This window comes from Microcoleus sp. B3-D2 (assembly GCF_036705345.1).
Classification (GTDB): domain Bacteria; phylum Cyanobacteriota; class Cyanobacteriia; order Cyanobacteriales; family Microcoleaceae; genus Microcoleus.
Map to the genome: position 1 here is coordinate 1 of NZ_JAUBUG010000066.1, position 24,699 is coordinate 24,699.

Below are 24,699 nucleotides of genomic sequence, written 5' to 3' on the forward strand. Positions count from 1 at the left end.
TACAATTATGAGTTAGCTCTAGGGGGCTAAATTTAAAACTTCTGATTATAACATATATCTTTTTTGCAAGAGGTCTACTTACCTAAGCTAAAAACAAAGAAGAAAGATATTCATCAGCAAGCTGTATCTGATTATCAAATGCTGTAAGAGTGTAATCTTTGTAAATCGCTTGAGCTGTGTTCAACCCCGAAACAGCCTGGATTCAAACGCTCTGCGGTTATCATAATTTTTCCTGTAAACGCATTTTGTGCATATTTGAGATTCGCACGGAAATCAGCATAAAAACTCAGGTCTATTTTATGCTCAATTCCCTTCAAGCGTTGTTCAATTTCTTCTAACCGCTGTAGTACGACAATAAATGCTGTACATGAGACAGTTAAGGTGAGGATACTGGCAACTGAACCACACTGAGACATAGCAATCCTTGCAGGAGAAGTAAATTTTTTCCCCCTCCCCAACCCTCCCCGAACCCGCTCGCTCGGGAGTAATAAATTCACAAATGATGCGAGGATGGCTATAGTAGGGTTGATACTGGAGAAAAATTAGAGTTTACTTTACGCAACATAGCAACTATTTCAGGCGGCTGCTTCTGTGCATCCCGAATCACACCGCAAACTCGTAGATACTTCCCACTATTCTAAACCTTGATTACTCGACTCAGGAATTGTAAATGTTAAATCAACTGCACTCATCTTTTTGACCTTTCCTAAATTTGAATATTTACTTTACTTATATAATTAAATTTAGTGACGTATAATTTCTTAATTATAAAAATATTATGTATGCTTTAAATGTATATGACTATGAGGAGTAATGCCAAAGCCAAAAACCGATCGCCCCCACACCCCAAAATACGCGCGTGCGAAGCTATCCCGTAGGGAATCGCACGCTTTCGCCCAAGTTATTCCCCAAGACACTGGTCAGCCCGGTCAACAGCGCTATCCTAGTAGTTATATAGCCCTTAAACCCGATCGACCCGGAGGCCCCTTGTTTAGCCTAGTTCAAAACACTTCTCGCAAAGGAGAAATTCTAGAGGTCGTCTTCCGCAACGGTTGGGACTACATGAAAAGCCTCCTAACCGGCCGCAAAACCGACGCACCCAGTCTCCCAACTCCAGCAGTTCTCCGCAACATCCTCGTCGAATTAGGCCCAGTTTTTGTCAAATTGGGACAATTGCTGAGCACCCGTCCCGACCTTTTACCGGCCAGCTACATCGAAATCCTCTCCACGCTACAAGCGGAAGTGCCGCCCGTACCGTGGTCGCAAGTAGAACTTATCGTCCGCAAGGAACTCACACAATCTCTCGAAGATACCTTTGCCAAATTTAACACCGAAGCTGTCGCCGCAGGTTCGATCGCCCAAACCCACAAAGCTACTTTAAAAGACGGTCGCGAAGTCGCCCTCAAAGTTCAGCGCCCCGGTATTGAGATTGTCATCGAACAAGACATCGCCGTGCTCCGAGGTTTGGCAGAACTTGTCATGCTCACAGACTTCGGTCAACAATACGATATTGTCGCCCTCGCAGAAGAATTTGCGATCGCCCTGCGTGCAGAACTAGACTTCATTCAAGAAGCCAGCTACACAGACGAACTGCGCCGCAATTTATCTAAAAGTAAATGGTTTGACCCCACACAAGTTGTCCTACCACAAATTAACTGGGAGTTGACTACAAAAAAACTCTTAGTAATGGAGTGGCTGAACGGAGTCCCAATTTTGTTAGGCGACTTGCAAGGAATTCGCCATAAAGGAGATGTAAATGCCGAACGCGAAGAAATTACAACCTTGCTTTGCCGCGTTTTCTTCCAGCAGTTGTATATCGACGGATTCTTTCACGCAGACCCCCATCCCGGCAATTTATTTTATCTCAAAGACGGCCGCATAGCTTTGCTGGACTGCGGCATGGTCGGCAGATTAGACCCGCGCACTCAGCAAAATTTGACAGAAATGTTGCTGGCAATTGTCGATTTAGACGCTCAGCGCTGCGCTCAATTAACTTTGGAAATGGCAGAATTTGCTCAGCCGACAAGTTTAGTTAATCTAGAGAACGATTTGGCTCGAATGCTCCGCAAGTATTACAATATCAGCTTGTCGCAAATGAACTTGTCGGAAATTTTTTATGAGGTGCTGGAAATCACCCGCAAAAATAAAATTCGACTCCCCAGCAATCTCGGTTTGTATGCAAAAACTCTAGCTAATTTAGAAGGACTGGCGCGCTCTTTTAATCCCCGATTTAATATTGTAGAGCAGGTCAAACCGCTGATGACCGATATGTTTCGGCGTCAGTTATTAGGAGACGATCCGATCCAAGCTCTGCTGAGAACTGCCCTGGATCTCAAAAGCTTATCTTTGCAATCTCCGCGACAGGTGGAAGTGCTTTTAGACCGAGTTACTTCGGAAACTTTGAAGTGGAACTTGACCCTAAAAGAACTCGACCCGCTGCGCCGCACTCTGGGGGATTCTGCGAACCGACTTTCTTTTAGTATTGTCGTGGGTTCGCTGATTGTGGGGGCGGCAATTATTTCTTCTAACGCACAAACTCCTCAGCTATCTTTTCTGAGCACTGGTTTGTTTGGGGCGGCGAGTTTTTTGGGTTTGTGGTTAGTTATTAGCATTCTCAGGTCAGGGCGTTTGCGGAGTTGATTGAAAAGGGGAAATTGGGAAAATCAGGAGATATAACAATCGTTTCAGGAAACGCGAAACAGGCTTTTTTTGTGAACAAACTGCGAAGATGCTATTGAGGCCAATGTTGAGAAGAGAAGAGAAAGATTTTACAATTGATGGGAGGATTGCTATAGCAATCCTTGCATCAATTGTGAATTTCTTACTCCCGAGCGAGCGAGTTGGGGGAGGGTTGGGGTGGGGTAAAAAATTTACGACTCCTGCAAGGATAGCTATATAGCATCCTCAACTATTAAGCAACATCTCTGACTTAAGATAGGCGATCGCACGCAGCCGCTAAGTCTAAGCTAGAAATTGTTCCATAAACCTAATTGAGGAAAAAAAGATGAGTAGCGGTCACGCCAGCCATAAAGGATCTTCCACAAAACCCAATACCAACACTAACGGTCAAATTACATCCCCTGCGGACCAACCCGCTGACCCGCTAAATCAAGAAACATCCGGTTATCCGTTCCATAACGAAGCAATGGAAAATCCTGTTGCCACCGCGCGACCCGACGAAGAGGCTGAGTCTGGCGAAGAACAGCAATAGTTATATCGATTAAAGTGGCACCGATATGCTATCGGCGAGGCGGTTCATTAGATTTTTGATAACAAGTCACGTTTGTACTAATTACATCTTGCACCTGTCCCCAGAGTCCGCCAGAGAGTTCAATCTCGGCCGGACTCTTTCGCCAGGTTCAGTAGTTCCTAAAAATTTCAAAACTAAAAACTCAAGTCCTTACGAGAAAACTATTTAACATAAAATTAAAGTTAGGGATTATTGCTAAATGAGCGGGATTAACCAAGTAGTGGAACAGGAAAAATTGCCGGAATTGGGATTAGTCTGCATTACAACATCCGATGCCGTTCGCTTTCGCACTGTCACCCGGAAGCGACTTTTACAGCTTTCGGAAGCTCAACAAGAAACAGTATTGCGCGAGTTGTATGCAGACAACTTAAAGCGGCTTGACAAAGCGATCGACTTCTGTTCTGCTACTCAAATTAAACTCTACCGCATGACTTCCGCACTGTTCCCTTTTGCAGATACAGATTTGGGGGAAGCAGTGCTAGACTCCATGACTGAGGAATTGCAAAAGACGGGCGATCGCGCTCTCTCTTCGGGTATCCGCTTGGTACTCCATCCCGATCAATTTGTCGTCCTCAGTTCCGACAAGCTTTCTGTGGTTGAAAACAGCATTAAAATTCTCGCCACTCATGCTTTAATTTTAGATATGTTGGGACAGCCCCGATCGCCCCAGGCACTGATGAACATTCACGGCGGCAAGAGCGATCGCAGTTCGCAGCTCAAATCAGTCATCCGCGACTTGCCAGAATCAATTCGATCGCGCTTAACGTTTGAAAATGACGAATACGCTTACAGTTCTTCGGAAATTTTAGAAGTTTGTCTTGATACTGGCGTACCAATGGTTTTTGACGCCCACCACCACGTCATTCACGAACATTTAGAAAGTTATGACGACCCCAGCGTTGCCGAAATGCTCGAAGCAGCCCGCACAACTTGGTCGGTTCCTGAATCGCAATTAGTTCACATATCAAATGGCAGAGAATTTTTTGCCGATCCGCGCCACAGCGATTTAATTACAGAAATGCCTAATTGTTATTATCAGGCTCCTTGGATAGAAGTAGAAGCTAAATTCAAAGAATTAGCTATTGAAAAGTTGCGCGCCGAATGGTTGTCTGCGAATGTTCCACAATTTAGCACTGTTTCGTAGGGACGGGTTTTACCAACAATAATTGCCTAAAACCCATCATCTCGAAAACCCGCCCCCACCCAACGGTAAATCCAAAGAACAGGCAAGATGCCTGTTCCACAAAGAATGAATTTTATTGTGGGGTGGGTGTCCCGCCCGCCCGGTTTAGCCCGACAGTCCGAGAGGGGTTTTTAACTCATATCTCATAGCTAAAGTCCTCTAAAATAGGACTAAAATAGATAGATATTGAGATCATATTTCCAGTCGGTTTTAACTTACATCTTGCACCATTGTCAAGAACAGGCTTTCCGGCCTGTTCCACAATAAAATTCATCTCTTGTGGAACAGGCCGGAAAGCCTGTTCCTAAACAAGTAATTAAGAATGTTGCAATATCTCAGTTTTAACCGACTTTAGCGTTGAGGCAGGGGTTTAAACCCCTGCCAGAATGCCGGATTACCCAACTGTAGAACTGCCGGAATCGGTAAAAACCGCGTTAATACCAACTATAAATTATGTGCGGACGATACACTTTAACTACTTCAGGTCAAATCATCGCCGAATTCTTCAAACTGTCGGAAGTTCCCGACATCAAAGCGCGATACAATATCGCCCCAACTCAATCAGTGGCCACAGTCACAGCTTCTCCAAAGCAAATGCAGCGACAGTTTCAATTCATGCGCTGGGGTTTGATTCCAAGTTGGGCCAAAGACATGAAAATGGGCAGCAAGATGATCAATGCGCGATCGGAAACTGTAGCCGAAAAACCTGCTTTTCGCAGCGCCATCAAGCACAGGCGATGTTTGATAGTCGCTGACGGTTTCTACGAATGGCAACAGCAGGGAAAGAACAAACAGCCTTACTATTTTCAAAAGGCAGACGGCGAACCTTTTGCTTTTGCCGGTTTGTGGGAAAATTGGGAATCTCCAGAAAAAGAAAACATTGTATCTTGCAGTATAATTACTACCGATGCTAACGAAACAGTGCAGCCAATGCACGATCGAATGCCAGTGATTCTCCCCGACAGCGATTGGGAACAGTGGCTAGATCCTTCTGTTAAAAATGCTCAGGAAGTTTTGCCCCTGTTAAAGCCCTATGCTTCCGAAGCTATGAAAGCAAAGGCGGTAAGTGCGATCGTCAACAGTCCCACTAGAGACACTCCCGAATGTATTAGCGATCGGCAATAAATCATTTGATCGGACAAAACCGAGATAGTTTGAGTTAGGATCTAAAATGATGTTTGAGCTGTAGCTTTGGTTTGCTAAGGCTCAGTTTAACTCAGTTGTTATTTGCTCAAACATTTTTTAATCTTAACATCAGTTAGAAGACAAAAAATATGATCGGATACGTTACACTCGGTACCAACGATATTGAAAGTGCAGCAAAGTTTTATGATGCTTTGCTTGCAGAAATTGGCGCTCGACGATTCATGGAATTAGACCAATTTATCGCATGGAGTGTTTCTCCCGGTCGACCAGCACTTGCTATTGCAAAACCATTTGATGGTAACAGAGCAACTGTTGGCAATGGAGTAATGATAGCTCTTCAAGTTGACAGTCCAGAAAAAGTCAACTTAGTTTATAACAAAGCGATCGAACTTGGGGCTAAGGATGAAGGAGCAGCAGGACCAAGAGGCGTGTTGCCGGGGTTTTATGCGGGATATTTTCGGGATCTTGATGGTAACAAGCTGAACGTGTTTTGTATGATGGGGCCAAACACTTAAGATTTTGATTTTTCGGGAGGCTCGCATAAAACAAGCAACTTCCGCGTGTTAGGTATTAGTTATCAATTCCTAAATAAGAGTTGATAACTAATAACTAATGACTAATGACTAATGACTAATGACTAATAACTAAATTAACTCTCGTACATCCGGGCTTCAGCCGCCTCGGGATTTTCCTCGCAATACTCGTCAAAAGCCGTTTTCTCAAGCTTCAGCGATCGCTGGTGAGAAGCCTCAGCCTGCATTTCCTCTACAATATCCCACGCTACCGCGCACTCTCTAGAAGTAGCGCCTTTCTCGGCACAGATAGTTCTGGCATCCGCGATCGCCTGTTCGATTTCTTCCTCAAATAAAACACTTTTTGGCTTTTCGACAAAATCGCTTTTTGTCAAGATATCCGTTACCGAAATAATGCCCAGCAGTTTGTCTTTAATCACCGGAGCTCGGCGGATTCGGGTATTGGCGAACAACCTCGCCACGTATTCCACGCCCAAGTCTGGATTCACCGTGATGCACGGTTTGGTCATAATCTCGAAGACGCGGACTTTCTGGGGGTCTACTCCGTAGGCTGTTACTTTGTAAACAATATCCGTTTCCGTGACAATGCCGTAGGCGTCTTGCTCGTGGCGGCGTTCCACAATTAAAGCGCGCAAACACAGTTCGTTCATCATCGCCACTGCTTCAGCTACAGTCGCTGAACCGCGAATGGTAACAACTTCTGTTGTCATAATATCTTGGGCTTTCATCATCATTTTTTATTGCTTCCTGCTTATAAAGTCTAGTGCGTCCCGATTGGCGGGTGTCCATTTGATTGGCGATCATCATTAGGACTTACCCTCAGAAACCCCATTTCTACTGAGATGTTCCACCATTATCAATAACCCTTCTATGGGCGGGCTCTCCTGCCCAACCCCTACTCCCCACAAGAAAATGCAGTTGTTGTGGAACAGGCCGGAAAGCCTGTTCTTGACAATGGTGCAACAGATGAGTTTCTACCCAAATGTTGGGTTTAGGAACGATAAATGCGGTCAGCAACCGGGTTTCTGAGAAATCGTGCGATCGCAAACTAATCATAAAACCTTTAACGGCACTCGGGCTGACAAGTTGCCTGAAACAGCCGATCGCTCCCCCGGAACCCCCGGAGTCCGCGAGTTCCCGCTCAGACGGGGCTAGCGTGGGCTCCTCCAAGCAAGAGTGAAGTATTGGGGCGATCTCGATCTTTGAGCTTGTTGGACTCAGATTTTCCAGCCCCAGTCTCAAAGAAGCAAAAGTTAACACAAACTAAGCAACTGCTTGCGCTCGAACAGATCCCCGCCTCTGATAAACTTGATGGCTGGGAGTGCAAAAAGCACAAAACAGGCATCAGAAGTTGGGAGAATAAAGTTTGTGGACAATGTAATCGGTTTAGAGATTATCGAAGTAGTCGAGCAGGCAGCCATCGCTTCCGCTCGCTTGATGGGCAAAGGCGAGAAAGATGAAGCCGACAGAGTGGCTGTAGAAGCCATGCGGGAGCGCATGAACAAAATTCATATGCGCGGCCGCATCGTGATCGGCGAAGGCGAACGCGATGACGCACCCATGCTTTACATCGGGGAACAAGTAGGTATTTGTACCCGCGAAGATGCCAAAGATTTCTGCAACCTAGATGAATTGATCGAAATTGACATCGCTGTTGACCCCTGCGAAGGTACTAACCTGGTAGCTTACGGTCAAAACGGTTCGATGGCAGTTTTGGCTATCTCTGAAAAAGGTGGTTTGTTTGCTGCACCGGATTTCTACATGAACAAATTGGCGGCTCCTGCGGCTGCTAAGAATCATGTAGATATTCGCAAAACCCCCACTCAAAACCTCAAAATTATCTCTGATTGTCTCGGCCGCAGTATTGAAGATTTGGTGGTGGTGGTCATGGATCGCCCCCGACACAAAGATTTAATTAATGAAATTCGGCAAGCGGGTGCAAGAGTTCGGCTGATCAGTGACGGCGACGTTTCGGCAGCGATTTCTTGCGCGTTTTCTGGTTCCAACATCCACGCACTTATGGGTATTGGCGCTGCACCCGAAGGTGTGATTTCCGCAGCAGCAATGCGCTGCTTGGGCGGTCACTTCCAAGGACAGTTAATTTACGATCCAGCAGTTGTCAAAACTGGTTTGATCGGTGAAAGCAAAGAGAGCAATATCGCCCGCCTGAACGAGATGGGCATCACAGACCCAGACAAGATTTACAATGCTGAAGAGTTGGCATCTGGAGAAACAGTTCTGTTTGCAGCTTGCGGGATTACTCCCGGAACGCTGATGGATGGAGTTCGCTTCTTTGGCGGCGGCGCTCGCACTGAAAGTTTGGTAATTTCTTCTCAGTCGAAAACTGCTCGGTTTGTGGATACAATCCATATGTTTGACCAGCCGAAATCTTTGCAATTGAATTAGTGATTAGTTAGTGGTTAACAGTTAAATGTTAACAATTAACAGTTAACGGTTAACAGTCACCGGTGATTAGCAATTAGCGATAAACTAATAACTAATAACAGGTGACTGTTAACAACTAAGAAAGAAATAGTGACAAATCACAGATATGAATATTGCAGTCGTAGGTCTCAGCCACAAAACAGCGCCGGTTGAAGTTCGCGAAAAACTTAGCATTCCCGAACAGAAAGTTGAAGCGGCGATCGCCCAATTGCGCGGCTACCCGCACATTCAAGAGGTTGCTATTCTCAGCACTTGCAACCGCTTAGAGATTTATATTGTTACCAGCGAGTCGGAACCGGGTGTGCGAGAGGTTATTCAGTTCCTTTCAGAATGCAGTAAAGTTCCTTTGCAGTCTTTGCGCCCTCACCTGTTTATTTTGCTGCACGAAGATGCCGTGATGCACTTGATGCGAGTGGCTTCTGGTCTCGACAGTTTGGTGCTCGGAGAAGGACAAATTTTGGCTCAGGTGAAACAAACTCACAAACTCGCCCAGCAGTACAAAGGTGTAGGCAGAATTTTAGAGCGCTTGTTCAAGCAAGCTCTCACAGCAGGGAAGCGAGTTCGCACGGAAACTAGCATCGGTACCGGTGCAGTTTCGATCAGTTCGGCGGCTGCAGAATTGGCTCAAATGAAGGGTCAGCATTTAGCAAGCAGCAAAATTGCGATTATCGGTGCTGGCAAAATGTCGCGGCTTTTGGTACAGCATTTGCTCTCAAAAGGAGCTAGCCATATTTCGATCGTTAACCGCTCTGTGCGTGGCGCCCTGGAGTTGGCCGGTCAGTTTAAAGATGCTGAATTGCACCTGTATCAGCTCTCGGAAATGATGCAGGTAATTGCCAGTTCTGACTTGGTTTTTACCAGTACGGCAGCTACCGAGCCACTGTTAAATAAAGCTAAATTGGAATCGGTTTTAGACCCGAATCGCCCTTTGATGTTGGTGGATATTTCTGTACCACGCAACATTGATTCGGATGCGAACGAACTCGCTAATGTGCGATCGTTTAATGTGGACGACTTGAAAGCAGTGGTAGCTCAAAACCACGAAAGTCGCCGCAAAATGGCAATGGAAGCTCAGGGCTTGCTGGAACAGGAAGTAGAGGCTTTCGATCTCTGGTGGCGCAGTCTGGAAACAGTTCCTACTATTAGCTGTTTGCGGGATAAGATAGAATTGATTCGGGAACAAGAGTTAGAAAAAGCTTTATCACGTCTGGGTGCGGAATTTTCGGAGAAACATCAAGATGTGATTGAATCTTTAACCAGGGGGATTGTGAATAAGATTTTGCACGATCCGATGGTACAGTTGCGCGCTCAGCAGGATATTGAGGCGCGGCGGCAAGCGATGCAAACTTTGCAAACACTGTTTAATTTGGATGTGGATGTCAATCAGCAGTACAGCTAGTTTGTCATTAGTCATTGGTCATTAGTCATTAGTCAGTTGACAGGAAAGCAGTTGGCAGTTGACAGGAAAGCAGGAGTCAGATTATGTCCGGTCAATTACCATGAATAAAAATGCCTCCAACTCTTGCGGAAAAAGCATCGTTCGGGAGGGGCAATTGCTTGAACCTGATATTAGTTATTATTCAACCAATAACTAATGACTAATAACTAATGACTAATAACTAATGACTAATAACTAATGACTAAGAGGCGAATTTATCAAATAATCCTACTGATTGTAGGGCTGTGGCTGGTTTTGGAGTTGGCCTCCCGCATTGCGGCAGAAATTCTCTGGTTTCAGGAAGTTGGATATCTTCAGGTTTTTCTGTTAAAGCTGAAAACTCAAGGGTGGCTGGGGGCGATCGCAATTGCTGTTTCTTCTGTCTTTTTGCTGGGAAATTTGGCTTTAGCCCGCCGCCTGCAACATCCCGCAGAAGAAAGGAAATCGCCGGTTGCGGGGGCGCTATTCGCTTCACTGAGGGCTAACAAAACTGGGAAGAATACCGGGAATAATTACGAATTACCTGTTGCTAAATCCCAAATTACCTTTTCGTGGTTGCTGTTGACGGTATTCGGATTGAGTTCGATCGCAACTTTGACAGTAATTCACTGCGGGCTGTTAGCTGCAAACAGCCTCACCTATTTCGGTATAGCTGACAATTTACCTCTACCGCCCCTGCAGTTGGGAATTGAGTCAATCCAGCATGGGGCGGTGCAGCTATTTTCTCGCTGGTGGCAGTTGGGCTTGCTGCTGGGGACAATGTTAGCTGTGGTAATTAAGCCTGATTTTTGGCTGCGGGCGATCGCTTTTTTTCTCAGTTTGGCGATCGGGCTTATTTTCGCCAGTCGCTGGACAAATGTTTTGCAATATTTTCACCCTATTAATTTTAACACAACCGACCCTCTTTTCAATCAAAATATTAGCTTTTATGTATTTATTTTGCCAATCTTAGATTTGCTAGGATTCGGGCTGACAGTTGTATTTTTGTACAGTTTAGTATCTTGTGCTTTAACATATTTGCTGTCAGGAAATAGCCTGAGCCAAGGGATATTTTTGGGGTTTTCTCGATCGCAGCAGCGGCACTTGTACGGGTTGGGTGCAGCTTCCATGCTAGCCGTTGCATTCCGCTACTGGTTGGGACGCTACGCATTGCTGTATTCGCGGGGAGACGTTACTTACGGGGCGAATTATGCTGACGTGATGGTGCGGCTGCCCTGCTATGGATTTTTGAGTATTTTGGCGGGGGCGATCGCACTTTTGATGCTGTGCCAGGTTTACCGACTCAAAATTAAAAATGAACTCATAAAAAAGATTATTTTAGCGTGGATAAGTTTAAGTTTTTTGGGAAGTTTGCTACTGCCAACAATTGTGCAGCAACTTCTAGTTAAACCCAACGAACTAGCACGAGAAAAGCCGTACCTCAAGCGCAGCATTGCCTTTACTCAAGAAGCCTTTGACCTCAAAGAAATTGAAATAAAAACTTTCGATCCCGCCGGGAAACTTACTTATGCAGACTTAGAAAAAAATAAACTTACTATTAGCAACATCCGGCTGTGGGACAAGCTGCCGCTGCTGCAAACCAACCGACAGTTACAGCAAATCAGACCTTATTATACCTTTCCTGATGCCGATATCGAGCGCTACACAATCAAAAATGAAAAAGCAAAAAAGGGAGATTCTGAAAGCCAACAAGTGTTTCTGGCAGCGCGGGAATTAGATTACACAGCAGTTGCCCCCGAAGCTCAAACTTGGGTGAACGAACACCTGGTTTACACTCACGGTTACGGCTTTACTCTTTCTCCGGTAAATACAGTCGGTGTCGGCGGTTTACCCGATTATTTTGTCAAAGATATTGGAGTGGCAGCCCAGAAAGGAGATACGGCTTTAGAAGTAACTAGCGATCGAATTCGGGCCAGTATTCCGATCGGCTACCCGCGAATTTACTACGGCGAAGTAACCGATACAGACGCGATGGCCCCCACAAAAGTCAAAGAATTCGACTATCCCAGCGGCGAAGACAATGTTTACAATACTTACAGCGGTAGGGGCGGAATTGCGATGGGTTCTATGTGGCGGCGCTGGCTGTTTGCTAATTATCTCAAAAATTGGCAAATGGCGCTGACGCGCAATTTTACCCCAGAAACTAAATTGCTGTACCGCCGAAATATTAACAAAAGAGTCCGGGCTATTGCTCCTTTTTTACGCTACGATTCCGACCCGTATTTAGTAGTAGCAAACGCCAATCTTAGCAATGAAGATATAGAAAAAGAAAAAGATGAAAATGGCAACGAGATTAAACCTTCACCCTCGGCCACTGATAAATATCCCAACTATCTTTACTGGATTATCGATGCCTATACAGCGAGCGATCGCTATCCGTATTCTGACCCGGGAAATCATGAGTTTAACTACATCCGCAACTCCGTTAAAGTAGTAATTGATGCCTACAACGGGTCTGTTGACTTCTACGTTGCCTATCCCTCCGATCCGATTATTAACAGTTGGATTGCTATCTTTCCCGGACTTTTCAAACCCCTTGACAAAATGCCTCCGGCTCTCCGCAAACATATCAGATATCCAGTAGATTTGTTGAGCATTCAATCCGAACGTTTGCTAACTTATCATATGGATGACCCGCAAGTGTTTTACAATCGGGAGGATTTGTGGCGAGTTCCCAATGAAATTTATGGCAGCGAACAGCAGCCCGTAGCACCGTATTATTTGATTATGAAGCTGCCAACTGAAAAAGCCGAAGAATTTATTTTGCTGCTTCCATTTACACCAGTAAGTCGCAACAATTTAATTGCTTGGATTGCAGGGCGATCGGATGGTAGCGAGTACGGAAAATTGCTGCTGTATTTATTCCCCAAACAGCGATTAGTTTACGGCCCGGAACAAATAGAAGCTTTAATTAACCAAGATCCGGTTATTTCCGAACAAATATCTCTCTGGAATCGCCAAGGTTCCAAAGCAATTCAAGGAAACTTATTAGTAATTCCCATTGAACAATCTTTACTGTATGTGGAACCTCTTTACTTAGAAGCCGAGCGCAATAGTTTGCCCACTTTAGTCAGAGTTATTGCGGTCTACGAAAACCGGATCGTCATTGCAGAAAATCTCGACTTGGCACTCAAGGCACTTTTTCAGCAACAATCTACCAATAAACCCGCAATTATTCGACCTGTAGAAGGAACTGAACCAGCTTTAAAGAATCAATGAGCTGCAAAGAACGCTCTTGACGCACAGAGAAGAGACAGCGAAAAGATAAGAGAAAGAGAGAAATTTATTTAGGTTGATGGGTCTGAGGTGATTTACATCTGCGTGTTTAACTATGACATTTATCATGTAAATTACTGCGATTTCTGTTCGCTAGCAGTTTTCACATCCTGCCACCAAACATCGGCCTAGGGCCACATCAATGTCTCATCTCCTCCAAAATCTAGTTTCACTGTCACCTCATAACGGTCAATATGCGTGATCTCGCCAGTTTTGCCATTCAAATACAATTGTTTGGGATTGTCGGTGAGAATTTATACCCTTTGATTCCACAGCGCCAGCATCTGGGTAGAAGAACCCTGAAACGAATTTTTGCCTTAGATCGCATAGCTGCCAATCAAAAATAATTACATTGAAGCTAGGAAAAATACAGTACAGAAACCCACAGCTAGCAGTGTTTTTTGTTGCAAAAAATTGGTATGAACGCTCGCGATTCCTAGGATGATAGTTCCGAAAAATAACAGACTTGCTACTAACAGCCCATCTCGCATAAACTTGCTACAAAAAAACATCAGGGCTATCTCAAAACCAAATAATGCAGCTACCCAACTCCACCCAGCTAGCAACGATGCAGATAGTAGTCAATTCATTGCTACAGTAAGGGCGATCGCCATTGCTATTGCCCCAACTGGTGCTGCATAATCGTACTGTCTGAAGGGAAGAAGAACAAAAAAGACTAAAGCATAAGCAAAACCCGCAACAGCCTGTGCTAATCCACTAATGATTGCGTTCCAGTTCAGCATGGCGATGGATTTTTGGAGCGGTAAAGTGAAGCGTTCATCTTCTGTTCTGATAGTAGCCTTTGAAAATCCCCAGCGGACTAAGGCCAGGAACTCTAACCGTAGGATGCGCCACAAGCAGCTTACCGCTATATTTAGGGGAGGGAACCGATTTGTTAACCAAGCGTGCTATCACAGTTTCCGAAGGTGCAAGATTAAGGAGGATCGAAGACACCAGTCAGCCGGATCTGAAGGTAGAATTTTCAGACAACCAGATTATTTAGGGTCGATCGACTTAACAAATTGTTGCACAGGCTGTGGTAGAGCCGGCACAAAAGTCTTTCTAAAACCCCTAACATCGAACACTCGCCACAAAATACCCACCGCTACCGTCAAGAAAAATAACGCTCCCAAAAAATTGAACGCACTAGATAGAAAACCGCTGTTCCTTTTTTTCGGAGGTGTAATATGTTTCATGCGATATACAGCCGGCTCGTAATCTCTCGACTCCTCGCGACTGCGCCGCGGCGTTTTGGGGCGCGAACTCGCACTGCGCTTCTCAGTCAAACCCGTTTTATTAGTTTTAGTAAAACTGCTGGCCGACTTCAATTCAGAAGCACCGCGGGTTCCCGTTAACTGGCTAGCAGAAGCCCCCGTTTTGCCTACAGCAGCATCCTGAATTCTGCTGTTAGGGCGCTGAGTCGATTTGCGTTCTGCGAGGGTACGCATCAAACTTTGCAATTGCTGAGTCGCCGCCGGCGGGCGTTCTCCTTTCCTCGCCCAATTTAACAGCATCGCCCCGGTAATCCCGCAGAGATTCGTAGCGCCTACAGAAGCCAGCCGCTTCAGCAGAGGCTGGCTGTTGGAAACAAAAATCACCAATGCCTCCGGGTGTTCCTGAGCCAAACCGTAAACGCACTGAGCCGTGGCCACCACGAGCATTGCTGGCTTGCTTTGATTTTTGATCGAAGGTTCGAGAGCTCGGTGTGTTTCCTGAGCGTCAGTTGCAATCCAGCCACTGTCGGCAAAAAATCGCATAAACTCTCTAGCTACTTGCTCTTGAGCTTTTTCTACCGCTTGCCCTGTCAGACGATCTATTTCGTCGTACACTACTTCCGGGATATAGCAAGTTCCCACCTTGGCATATTCTTGCCAGACTTGGGTTCTGCCAGTCATTAAAACATCTGCATCAAAAGTTACCAATACAGGAGGAAGTTGATTAGCCATGACTTTATCCTAGAGGCTCAGATAAGTTATTTAAACTTAATCGCTCAAGTTTAAACAAATTTTGGGTTATAAAAAAATCAACTTTTGGTAGTAGATAAATTGCCCTGGGCGCGGGTCTTAATTGGAAATTAGTAGTTAGGAACCAGCTCGCCCTTCAGTTCCCCAGTTCGATCGCTCAATTCCTAGATTCCACTAATTTACCGCAACCCAAGAGCCTATTACCAAAGATGCCCGACTACTGTTAGTTCCCGATTCCCAGACGGCCAGCCATTGCCGGAGTCAACGGCAACAGCGCAGCAATCATCAAGAACAAAGCTAGCAAACCCAAAGCCGCGCGAGCGTCGTCAGGCTCAGTCAGCTCGTTGAGGCTCGGCCGCTCCAGATTTCGCTGTAAAATCAGAATCACGATCGCCCAATACAGAGCCAAAGGATTAACTAAAGAAACGATGGCCAGCACCACAAAAGTCGCCAAAGTAGTGCGACTGGCTATTTTCCGACCGTAGATTGCTTGCACGATTCTACCCCCGTCCAACTGTCCCGCCGGCATCAAATTAATCGCCGTTATTACCAAGCCCAACCAACCGATAACTACCAGCGGGTGAACGTCAACAATCTGCTGCTGCAACGCCGAACCCAAAACCACTTTTGCCAAAGTTCCCACCAAAACCGATCCCTTGAAAAATTCTGCGGGAATTTGAAACAAACTGCCGGGGTGAGACAGCAGCAAACCCGTTACCAGCATTAGCAGAGAAACTATTCCCCCAGCCGCTGACCCGGCAAAAGCGATGTCAAACAAAACTTTACGGTTGGGCAGCAGCGACTCAAAACGGTCGAGCGCTCCAAAACAACCTATCTGCAAAGTTGGTATAAAAAACGGCCAACTCAAGCTAACCTTGTACCGATTTGCCAGCACTCGGCGAGCAATTTCCCCAGAGCCTAAAACCGCCCAAATTCCGGCTGCAATTGGCATAACTTCTAGATATCTAGCCGGCGAGTTAAAGAAATCGAAACCTAGCAGCAAACCGCCTGTCTCTAAGCTAGTAGCAATTGTTGCCAGCAGCAGCACGACTGCTAGGATTTTTTGAGACACGGTTGTTGGCTGCGGGTCGTTGGTGCTGGGCAAGATAATAACTACGGGCTTGTCGTCCTGATTTTCTACTAAAAATAGGCGGTAGCGATCGTTTAATTTTTCTTCCAAACTGGCCGTCAAACGTGAGTGTACTTGTTCTGCGTCTCCCCGGAGATTGCCTTTGAGAATTACCCCATCTTGATAGGGAATCGTTTCTGTGGCAAAGAAAGTATCAATTCCAAAGATGCCTTTAATTGCCTTCAGGTCTTCAACTGGAACGGGAATTATTTCTGATTCCTTATTCGCAGGCGAGGATGTCACGATCTTAATGGTTTCTGGGCCTGGTGTTCCCTGCGAGTCAGGAGCGGAGAAAGCATCGCTTTGAGACTTTACCTCAGCAGCATCCGGCTGCGGGAGCACTGTATCCGATGCAGCCTTACGCAATTGTCGGCCCAGATAAATGTACAATCCCGTGGATGCCACGAGCAGCAACAATACCGCCACTAGATTGAGGTAAATTCCGGCGGCGAACAAACCAAAGAACAGCAGCCAGGGACTCATCAGCGCAACAGACTGCAACCAAGCCAAAATTCCCAGTTTGCCAAAAGGTCTGGCGCGATAAAATCCCCAACCCAGAATTCCCATAGCAACCAATACGAGCGCAATTGTTGCCGTATTTTCCGATGCAACTATAGGCATTCCGGTTGCTTGCGCCAATAGGGGCTTTAATCGGTCGATCGCGCTGCGGTCGAGTAATAGCATTAAATTTTGGGGAATATGAAATAGAGTTGTTGGGAACATATCCAAACCTATCGGAAACTAGCCTGATTACTAAGGATAACCCCTGAGGGCTACTCGGCCCACAACCTGCTGCTGGTGCTGTTTGAACATCGCAGGAGCTAGGCTATTGACACAATAGACTTTTTATGATACCACATCGGCTGGGGCAAACCTCTACTTAGAAGGGTAGCAGTGTCGATCGGCCAGAAGCAGGCAGATTCGCCCAGTTTGGCAGGCGGGGCTTTTTTTAGGATTTGTTTCGGATTCGGGCATCGGAAACAAATCCGAAGCAAATAAGATCTCAGCCCATCTTTCCTTGGCGGTAAAAAAGTGCTGAAACCCTTGATATCATTGAATTTGTGTAACGGGTACGGCAGGACTTGAACCTGCGGCTCGCTGCTTAGAAGGCAGCTACTCTATCCAACTGAGTTACGCACCCAACTCAAAAATCGCTAACAAAATTATTGTATCGGTGTAGTGTGCGATCGAGCAAGTAAATTATGTGATGACTTACGCAGAAACCGCTTTGATATACAAAAATATGGCGTGCAGTGCGAGGGTTCGGGAAAAAAAACCAAGGTTATGAGAGTGTCTGTGCCTCCAAGACTGTATCTGACAAAAGCTGGAGGGACTCACCTGCAAACAGCACAATTGTAAATTTACAATCAAAACTAGGTAGGACGTGAACTCGGGTAAAGTATTTAGAGGTCGAGGTGAAACCCAACTATTTGGTCGATCGGATCTCTCTCCCAATTAAGACGGAACTCAGACAGCACAAGAGTCACAGGTGCTTTTTACCAGATTTCTATTGGTTATGTTAACATCCCCTAGTGGCAAAGCCTAAAACGCTGACCGCATTACCTAAAAACCAGAGCTCGTTCCCGGATTTTAGGTATGAGTTGAGACAGAATGACTAATTGGCTGATGTTTAGTTATGTTTGCTAACATTCTGCTCGACTTGATATTTAATAAAAATGTGGTAGAACTAGATTGAAAGACTCAGGTGAAAATCCCTGATGGTACGGAGCCTCTATATAAGCTTCCTCTACGGCATCAAAGCAAAACAGTCAATCGCCCGCTCGGCACGAGCGCGAAAATCAAGCGTTGCCAGTACAGCAGTCGTAAATTGTGCGCGGGGGATTTTCCTTCGTGCATTGATTTATACGCCAAGGCTGAGAGACTATCTCAGCTCAGATATTTGTTAGCATTTGTTAGCAAAAAAGTATCGGAACGCTTGAGGAGAGAACCATCTCTGGGTGATCGGGAGCAATCCTGCTAATTTAAGTGGACTCGCTGAATCAAGAATCCCTTCGCCTTTAGGCATCGGGAGTGTCAAAAGCACAGCACCTCGGCCATGACAGGAGTCAAATCGCAGTGTCATGTTTATTCTGAAACGGCAGGATGTTGAAATAACCAATTATCAACACCCAAAACGGGATCAACAAATTCCCATTCTCAATTATCAGGGGCAGACTTTTCGCCTGATCAGCGCCTTCAACGGCAAGCAAGCAGAAGACGCCAGAGCCTTGTGGCGGGACTTAACCGACAACCGAGGCAAAGCCTGTGTTCTGCTAGAAGAGCCGGATAGATATAGCGTCTGGGGAAAAGTCCGTTTAGATCAGCTTGCCGGTGAAGAACCGGCAGGTAATGAAGCAGCCAAAGCACCGCTGTTCGCGCAGGGTTGTCTGCTGCTGCTCCAAGCTGTTTACTTCGATGTAGAAGACCTCTTAGGCGCAAGGCAAGCCACATCGTTTCAGAAAGATATCGCCAAGGTATTTCAGCAGGGAAACTTCCCCCAGGCAGACTCCCCTGATGCGATCAAAAATTGGCTAACCGTTAGTCCCTTGCAAAATCACAAGGTGCCTGCTTGGCAAGAGCAGCATCTCAAGACCTTATTGCAAGAACTCCACCGTTTGGGGAAATCATATTTTGGCAATACGGACTTCGCTGAGGGAGTCAGCGATGTGCTGCAAGATATGCCAGCCCCGGATCGGACTCAGTTTCTAGATTGGTTGAAACAATCAGCCCTCAACAAATTGTGGATCGCAGGATAGAAAATCTTTGACAATTGCTCAGACAATTGGACTGAGATAATTTAGCTTAGATAATTGCACTGTAGGGGGTAGGGGATATACAGGTTGGATTGCCAACTTGTATTGATCGACCAAATTGTTGATTCAGTTTGGATGCCACCTATGGTCTGGCAATTTAACTCAGTGTCGATCGCAGTCCCCACCCAGAATTATTGATATGAGTGGGGGAGTGTGAAAGCAAAAAAAACAGATACCTCAACCTTTGATGGTAGAATTTCAGAGATAGATTGGGTACTGTAAAAACCTTAAGGGTGGAGACATATACCGTATTTCTATCATTATATTTCCGGGTACAAGATCGACTAACGACTAATTTATTGAATTAGTAAATAGATATTATTCTTGCTTAGTCTTTCTAGAGTGTACGAGGGCAAAAGCCCCGACGACACACTGAGGACGCCAGTTATTCCGGAAGCGTCAGATCGAGGTTTTTTAAGGTTTTTTGGCGAAAGAATCCTCATCTCCAATCAAAGATTGAGATGGGGTGCGTTCAACCGCTAGTTAGGTCTCGTGGAATCCCTATGAGTAGCACTTCAGAAAAGTCATCTACATCTTCATCTTTACTGTCAGCTCAGACCCTAGTGATTGCGGGCATTGTCTGGGCTGTCATGGCGCTGCTGTTCTTTTTGCTGTTCAGCGTCCCCCTCTCTGCTGAAGAGGGTTTACCTCTTTGGTACTCGATCGGCACTTATATTTTTGAATGCGGAGCATACTTCGGAGCGGCTTTAGTCTGTTTTAGAAACTGGCAAAGCCCCCACATGGTCAGTGGGCGCAACGTCTGGCTGGGCATAGGTCTGGGGATGCTGTTCTATTTCATAGCCGGCGTGCTGTTCGGGATTTGGGAACTCTATTTCGGGTTAGACCCGGACGTGTCTCCAGCAGATGCCTTTTATCTGGGCAGCTATGTGGTACTGATCGGAGGCATGGTTGTAGCTGTGACTTCCAAGCGGCTGAATCTAGAAATTTGGCAGTGGGCTTTGTTAGCGGGAATTGCAGCCTTCGGGATTGCTGTAGCTATTTGGGTTGCAGCACCTGACTCTTGGAGGACCCAGCTAGGAATGGCTCCGGCAGCCACTCAAGAAGTAGTGACAGAATCTGAACCAGCAACCACTGCCACAGGAAGAGCGCCTGCTTTGGAAAATTCGTCTAAGTTACAGGCAAAAGCAGCCGCGACCGATGCTGCATCAGCACCCGAAGAAGAAGAAGCAGAAATCAAAGCTCCCGGATGGGTGATGGCACTGGACAAGCAACTGTCGCCTTACGCCTATGCAATCAATTTGTTTTACATCGTTGGGGACGTTTTTCTGCTGATTATTGCTACTGCATTGCTGCTGGCGTTTTGGGGAGGACGTTTTTCCCAATCTTGGAGAATGATTGCGGCTGCAACTTTTTCGCTTTACATCGCAGATATGTACTTTAAATGGCGCGATACTCAGACTGAGGGTACTTATCAAAGCGGCAGTTTGCTGGAAGTCTTTTTTGTTTTCAGTGCCATCCTGTTTGGGATTGGAGCTATCTTGGAACATGACATCTCAACCCGCTCTCGTCAGAGCAGGCGCAGTCGTCGCGCAGCCTAGCGATTTGATATAGGGGTTGCTGTGGCAAGCGATGGGGACGCGAAAGCTTTTTTGCCCTTGTCGGCATCTCTGAGCTTGTACTTGAAAATGAAAAATCACAGTTCGCTGACTACTAGCCTGCGTCTTTTCACGTCTTTTTGCTGGGAAACTTGGCATGACGCCTACAAAACTCTCCGATTCAGACAAACGCGAACTCATCAGGCTGTACCGACAGTCAAACGAGAATACTATCACTCTGGCAAAGCGCTACGGAGTGAGCAGTTCGACTGTGAGGCGCATCCTTCAGGGTGCTTTGTCGGAGCCGGAATACGAATTTCTAGTGCAGCAAAAACAAAAGCGTTTGTCCGATCGCAGCAGTGTTTCTGAAGCGACAGAGGCGGCTACTGAGTCGTCGGCAGATGGCGAAATCGATCCTGTAGCTGTCCCCCTGTCGGAGCCAGTCCCTGTCCAGCCGTCAGCCTCACATTCGAGACCGACGATCCGAAAGCGTTCTGAATCAGTCCCCGAACCAGTTGCAGAACTCGAAATTCGAGGGAATGTAGAGTCGGAGTTGGATGTTTCGGATGTGCCAGATGCCCCAGCAGCCCATGTTGCCGATCCCAGCCACCGCGCTGTTGTGACTGGTGAACTAAAGGCAATGCTGCCAGCAGAAGGGCTGCTGGCAGGTGAAGACTTTAGGGATTTCGAGGACGACGAGGATGAGGAGGATGATGAGGAGGATGAAGACGATTTAGATGACGACTTCGACGAAGATGTAGAGGATGAAGACTCTCTGTTTGAAGGCAGTCTCCTGGGTTCACTATCGTCGGGCGAGTTGATCGAGCTTCGGGGTACAGGACTAATTCAAGTTTTGCCTTTAAGCCAAGCATCTCTGCCCAAAATTTGTTATTTGGTGGTCGATCGGGCAGCGGAGTTAATCACCAGACCTCTAAAAGCTTTTGGCGAACTGGGTCAAATTCCGGCGGCGGAAATTCGCGAGAAAACCCTGGCAGTGTTTGACAATCACCGAGTGGCCCGCCGATTTGCTACTCGCAATCAAAGGGTTTTCAAGATTCCTGACAGCAGTATGCTGCAAAAAGCAGCGCCTTATTTGCGAGCTAAGGGAATTACTCGGCTGCTGATTGACGGTCAGGTATATTCCCTCTAAGGGATCAAATCTATTTAATATTGTACGGTGTCGGATTCTTCTGAATTTGCCTGAAATTTAGGACGTGAGTTTTGGGAATCTGAAAGGTTCCACAGCGGTTGCAGTAGCGCACCTCCGATCAGTCCTGCACTCAGGCTCATGGCCAATACTACTCCTACGGGCAGTTGTATCGATTGAAAAAAGATAAAGTTTAAGGATACTGGGGCGGCGTTTTGCACTGAGATAATGCCGATCGCGCTTACTAAAATTGCTACTAACAAACTAATGGCGAGCAGAGGAATTGTTTTCATAAACGGGTTGACAGGCTAATAATTTAACTTGTATACTTGTTTTATAATTGAAATATGTGTAAAATTTTTATTTTTGCAAACACCCCATTATATAATAATATACAATAAGATTAGGGGAAAAGTCAAGTAGAGACGGAAAAAATAGAGATTTTTTTTTAATTAATTAAAAATTAAACAAACATAAATAAATTTACACTTCCCAAACTTAAACAAATCCAAGTGTATTGCAAATATATAACTGGCCCAGCAGTATCGATGATTAATGTTCAGAGGCTTTGCCAGAGTTATCAAAAATAGGTAAGGTGCGCCAAGCGCACCTCACAATCCCAAGCGCTAGGGGAAAAACCCCCGTTGGAATAGGTAGAAAATTAAACAGGTTCTAACTGGGAAATTACCTTTTCCATGTGTTGGGCAACTTGGCTTTCTTTTTCCACAGAATTGGTTTCCATGTAAACGCGCATCAAGGGTTCGGTTCCCGAAGGCCGCAGCAGTACCCAGCCACCGTCTTCAAGATAAAGTTTAATTCCGTCTTTGCGGCCGATTTCCTTAACGCCGATACCTGCTACTTCTGTGGGGGGATTCTTGGTAAAAGATTCCAAAACGGCTGCTTTGTGAGCTTCTTCTAGGTGCAAGTCCAAACGTTTGTTGTACAGGGGGCCGTCGGCTTCTTTAATGGCTTCTTCGACTAGCTGAGAAAGCGGTTTGCCTTCATAGGCGATCGCCTCAGCAACTAGCATATCAGCCAAAATCCCGTCTTTTTCGGGAATGTGACCCAAAACGCTCAAACCGCCAGATTCTTCGCCACCGATGAGTACCGCAGTTTCGCGCATTTTTTCGCCGATGTATTTAAAACCGACTGCGGTTTCGTAGATTGTTAAACCGTACTTGGCGGCCAAATTGTCTAGCAAGTGGGTAGTTGCGACTGTACGGACGATCGCCCCAGTCAATCCTTTATTCTTAACCAAGTGACGCGCCAGCAGCAACAGTACAGTATTTGGAGTCAAGACATTTCCCAACTCGTCAACAATACCAAAGCGATCGCTGTCGCCATCGGTAGCTAAACCCAAATCCGCCGAATCCTTCTTAACAGCTTCCACCAACTCAACTAACTGTTCCCCCTTGGGTTCGGGCATTCCGCCACCAAACAGCACGTCGCGGTAGGTGTGAAAACTTTCGACATCGCAGCCGCAGTGTTCCAAAACGCCGTCGAGATAGCCGCGAGAAGTCGAGTAGAGAGCGTCGTACTTCACCTTCAACTTAGCAGAGCGAATCCGCTCCACATCGATCAAAGTATAAAGAAACTTCAGATATTCGGGTTTCGGGTCAAAACTGGAGATTTTATCGTTGTGGCTGCCTTTGGCTGGGGCATCAGAAGCACCAGCAATATTGGCCACAATTGTATCAGTAATTTCCGGGGTTGCCGGGCCCGCGTAGTCGGGGATGTATTTGATGCCACAGTAAGGTGCGGGATTGTGCGAAGCCGTGAACATCAGGGCTCCTGCAGAGTTGAGATGCTTGGCGCTGTAGGCGATGACTGGTGTGGGGCAATCTCGATCGACCACTTTCACCGTCCATCCCAAATCTGCCAATACTTCAGCCGCCGTGCGGGCGAACTCGTCTGCCAGAAAGCGGGTATCGTAGGAGACTAGGACTGGGCGGTCTTTTGGGTAAGCGGTTTCTAGGTAACTGGCGATCGCCCGGGTGACTTTTCGCACGTTGGCAAAAGTAAAGTCATGGGCAATCAGTCCTCGCCACCCATCGGTTCCGAACTTAATTTCAGTTGAATTGCTGCTAGCGCTCATTTTATCCACTTCCTCTCGTCCTACTAATCCTACCCGAAGCCATAGCCTTAAAGACGTACTGGTCGTGCTGTTTGTGAGGATCGATCGCCCGTGGCGCCCGCATCAACCTCATCCTATCGTTGTAGAGACAGGCTTCGGGCTCCGGGAGAGGAGTCGAAAAACTCAGAGTTGGCAAAATGTGGGAGTGATCTGGCTACTCAGTCGCTAATTCCGATTTTGAAGGTTAGTTGGCCGATCGAATGGACGACGATCGATTGCGGGCGATTCCTTACGGGATAGCTTCGCTTCACGGGGAAGCTAAAAAACCGATCGCAAAAAAGGGTCCTGGCAATGGTATTAACTAAATGCACATAAATCTGATTCTCATCTCAAATTTAATTTTTTATTTAGAAAAGCCGATAGTTAAATTTGTTATGGTTTCCTAACAATCCTCAGACTAAAAATACATTTCTAATTCAGCTATAGAAATAAATTAACCAAAGTTACCCCTAGATCGTGCTGTAGCCTAGCTTCTTAAAGAGATTAGGGCGATCGACCAAAGCGCTTCAAAACAAAGATAAGGTATTTCAAGCAGCAGTTTTTTTAAAGCAGACTTAACTTTAATTTTCAGCTTTTAAGACAAATTAAATTTATTTCCAGCCTTCTTTATACGTCAAAAAAATAGATTCGGGTCGCGATCACAGGGTGATGGTGATCGATCGCACAATAAATAACGTTATTAACG

18 protein-coding genes and 1 tRNA gene are annotated in these 24,699 nt (G+C 46.1%); 11 read left to right on the forward strand and 8 right to left on the reverse strand.

Translation table 11 applies throughout. The features are described from left to right. Positions 1-134: 134 nt before the first annotated feature. Complete coding sequence (locus QUB14_RS21950) at positions 135-416, reverse strand: hypothetical protein (protein WP_333219217.1); 282 nt, start codon at positions 414-416, stop codon at positions 135-137. 571 nt (positions 417-987) lie between these two features. Here QUB14_RS21950 and QUB14_RS21955 point away from each other — a divergent pair. The 5 genes from QUB14_RS21955 to QUB14_RS21975 all read left to right on the forward strand — a co-directional run bounded on the left by QUB14_RS21955 (position 988) and on the right by QUB14_RS21975 (position 6,094). After that, a complete protein-coding gene (locus QUB14_RS21955) occupies positions 988-2,640 on the forward strand; it encodes an AarF/ABC1/UbiB kinase family protein (protein WP_333219265.1) in 1,653 nt (550 codons plus the stop codon). Between the two features lie 364 nt (positions 2,641-3,004). Continuing rightward, positions 3,005-3,211, forward strand: coding sequence for a hypothetical protein (locus tag QUB14_RS21960; RefSeq protein WP_190661448.1), 207 nt, complete (start codon positions 3,005-3,007; stop codon positions 3,209-3,211). A gap of 238 nt (positions 3,212-3,449) precedes the next feature. Further along, positions 3,450-4,394 (forward strand): UV DNA damage repair endonuclease UvsE, encoded by a 945-nt coding sequence (gene uvsE, locus QUB14_RS21965; RefSeq protein WP_333219220.1) that lies wholly within the window; start codon positions 3,450-3,452, stop codon positions 4,392-4,394. A 492-nt stretch (positions 4,395-4,886) separates the two neighbouring features. Then, complete coding sequence (locus QUB14_RS21970) at positions 4,887-5,558, forward strand: SOS response-associated peptidase (protein WP_333219222.1); 672 nt, start codon at positions 4,887-4,889, stop codon at positions 5,556-5,558. A gap of 149 nt (positions 5,559-5,707) precedes the next feature. Beyond that, positions 5,708-6,094, forward strand: a complete 387-nt coding sequence (locus tag QUB14_RS21975; RefSeq protein ID WP_333219224.1) for a VOC family protein — start codon at positions 5,708-5,710, stop codon at positions 6,092-6,094. 134 nt (positions 6,095-6,228) lie between these two features. Here QUB14_RS21975 and QUB14_RS21980 read toward each other — a convergent pair whose 3' ends face one another. Beyond that, on the reverse strand, positions 6,229-6,846 hold the full coding sequence (locus QUB14_RS21980; RefSeq protein WP_190661461.1) for a CP12 domain-containing protein: 618 nt from the start codon (positions 6,844-6,846) through the stop codon (positions 6,229-6,231). A gap of 634 nt (positions 6,847-7,480) precedes the next feature. On the opposite strand from QUB14_RS21980, the gene glpX reads away from it, so the two are divergent. The 3 genes from glpX to QUB14_RS21995 all read left to right on the forward strand — a co-directional run bounded on the left by glpX (position 7,481) and on the right by QUB14_RS21995 (position 13,214). Beyond that, positions 7,481-8,518, forward strand: a complete 1,038-nt coding sequence (gene glpX / locus QUB14_RS21985) for a class II fructose-bisphosphatase (protein ID WP_333219227.1) — start codon at positions 7,481-7,483, stop codon at positions 8,516-8,518. 145 nt (positions 8,519-8,663) lie between these two features. Beyond that, positions 8,664-9,956: a glutamyl-tRNA reductase gene (locus tag QUB14_RS21990; RefSeq protein ID WP_333219229.1), complete on the forward strand. Its 1,293-nt coding sequence runs from the start codon at positions 8,664-8,666 to the stop codon at positions 9,954-9,956. Between the two features lie 237 nt (positions 9,957-10,193). Continuing rightward, positions 10,194-13,214: a UPF0182 family protein gene (locus tag QUB14_RS21995; protein WP_333219231.1), complete on the forward strand. Its 3,021-nt coding sequence runs from the start codon at positions 10,194-10,196 to the stop codon at positions 13,212-13,214. Between the two features lie 638 nt (positions 13,215-13,852). Here the strand turns inward: QUB14_RS21995 and QUB14_RS22000 are convergent. From QUB14_RS22000 to QUB14_RS22015, 4 genes are all read right to left on the reverse strand, one after another. Then, a complete protein-coding gene (locus tag QUB14_RS22000) occupies positions 13,853-14,128 on the reverse strand; it encodes a hypothetical protein (RefSeq protein WP_333219233.1) in 276 nt (91 codons plus the stop codon). A 138-nt stretch (positions 14,129-14,266) separates the two neighbouring features. Further along, positions 14,267-15,217 (reverse strand): PIN domain-containing protein, encoded by a 951-nt coding sequence (locus QUB14_RS22005; protein ID WP_333219235.1) that lies wholly within the window; start codon positions 15,215-15,217, stop codon positions 14,267-14,269. 241 nt (positions 15,218-15,458) lie between these two features. Next, complete coding sequence (locus tag QUB14_RS22010) at positions 15,459-17,087, reverse strand: site-2 protease family protein (protein ID WP_333219237.1); 1,629 nt, start codon at positions 17,085-17,087, stop codon at positions 15,459-15,461. Between the two features lie 344 nt (positions 17,088-17,431). Beyond that, positions 17,432-17,505: transfer RNA gene (locus tag QUB14_RS22015), tRNA-Arg, on the reverse strand. A gap of 940 nt (positions 17,506-18,445) precedes the next feature. Between QUB14_RS22015 and QUB14_RS22020 the strand changes: the two genes are divergently transcribed. From QUB14_RS22020 to QUB14_RS22030, 3 genes are all read left to right on the forward strand, one after another. After that, on the forward strand, positions 18,446-19,120 hold the full coding sequence (locus tag QUB14_RS22020; protein WP_190735698.1) for an Npun_F0813 family protein: 675 nt from the start codon (positions 18,446-18,448) through the stop codon (positions 19,118-19,120). Positions 19,121-19,680: 560 nt separating this feature from the next. After that, complete coding sequence (locus tag QUB14_RS22025) at positions 19,681-20,736, forward strand: hypothetical protein (RefSeq protein WP_333219239.1); 1,056 nt, start codon at positions 19,681-19,683, stop codon at positions 20,734-20,736. 154 nt (positions 20,737-20,890) lie between these two features. Further along, positions 20,891-21,883, forward strand: coding sequence for a hypothetical protein (locus QUB14_RS22030; RefSeq protein WP_333219241.1), 993 nt, complete (start codon positions 20,891-20,893; stop codon positions 21,881-21,883). 14 nt (positions 21,884-21,897) lie between these two features. Here the strand turns inward: QUB14_RS22030 and QUB14_RS22035 are convergent, their stop codons facing one another. Together QUB14_RS22035 and QUB14_RS22040 are read right to left on the reverse strand one after the other, a co-directional pair. Next, positions 21,898-22,173, reverse strand: coding sequence for a LapA family protein (locus QUB14_RS22035; RefSeq protein WP_333219243.1), 276 nt, complete (start codon positions 22,171-22,173; stop codon positions 21,898-21,900). Between the two features lie 368 nt (positions 22,174-22,541). Then, the gene (locus tag QUB14_RS22040) at positions 22,542-23,975 is read right to left on the reverse strand and encodes a phosphoglucomutase/phosphomannomutase family protein (RefSeq protein ID WP_333219245.1); all 1,434 of its coding nucleotides are present in this window, start codon (positions 23,973-23,975) and stop codon (positions 22,542-22,544) included. Between the last annotated feature and the right edge of the window lie 724 nt (positions 23,976-24,699).

Bases quoted from the DNA above. Each gene is read 5' to 3' on its own strand.
- QUB14_RS21990 (WP_333219229.1), top strand. From the start codon at position 8,664: ATGAATATTGCAGTCGTAGGTCTCAGCCACAAAACAGCGCCGGTTGAA.
- QUB14_RS21975 (WP_333219224.1), top strand. From the start codon at position 5,708: ATGATCGGATACGTTACACTCGGTACCAACGATATTGAAAGTGCAGCA.
- QUB14_RS22030 (WP_333219241.1), top strand. From the start codon at position 20,891: ATGACGCCTACAAAACTCTCCGATTCAGACAAACGCGAACTCATCAGG.
- QUB14_RS21960 (WP_190661448.1), top strand. From the start codon at position 3,005: ATGAGTAGCGGTCACGCCAGCCATAAAGGATCTTCCACAAAACCCAAT.
- QUB14_RS22005 (WP_333219235.1), bottom strand. From the start codon at position 15,217: ATGGCTAATCAACTTCCTCCTGTATTGGTAACTTTTGATGCAGATGTT.
- QUB14_RS21995 (WP_333219231.1), top strand. From the start codon at position 10,194: ATGACTAAGAGGCGAATTTATCAAATAATCCTACTGATTGTAGGGCTG.
- QUB14_RS21980 (WP_190661461.1), bottom strand. From the start codon at position 6,846: ATGATGATGAAAGCCCAAGATATTATGACAACAGAAGTTGTTACCATT.
- QUB14_RS22020 (WP_190735698.1), top strand. From the start codon at position 18,446: ATGTTTATTCTGAAACGGCAGGATGTTGAAATAACCAATTATCAACAC.
- QUB14_RS21970 (WP_333219222.1), top strand. From the start codon at position 4,887: ATGTGCGGACGATACACTTTAACTACTTCAGGTCAAATCATCGCCGAA.
- QUB14_RS22010 (WP_333219237.1), bottom strand. From the start codon at position 17,087: ATGTTCCCAACAACTCTATTTCATATTCCCCAAAATTTAATGCTATTA.
- uvsE (WP_333219220.1), top strand. From the start codon at position 3,450: ATGAGCGGGATTAACCAAGTAGTGGAACAGGAAAAATTGCCGGAATTG.
- QUB14_RS21950 (WP_333219217.1), bottom strand. From the start codon at position 416: ATGTCTCAGTGTGGTTCAGTTGCCAGTATCCTCACCTTAACTGTCTCA.
- QUB14_RS22025 (WP_333219239.1), top strand. From the start codon at position 19,681: ATGAGTAGCACTTCAGAAAAGTCATCTACATCTTCATCTTTACTGTCA.
- QUB14_RS22035 (WP_333219243.1), bottom strand. From the start codon at position 22,173: ATGAAAACAATTCCTCTGCTCGCCATTAGTTTGTTAGTAGCAATTTTA.
- QUB14_RS22040 (WP_333219245.1), bottom strand. From the start codon at position 23,975: ATGAGCGCTAGCAGCAATTCAACTGAAATTAAGTTCGGAACCGATGGG.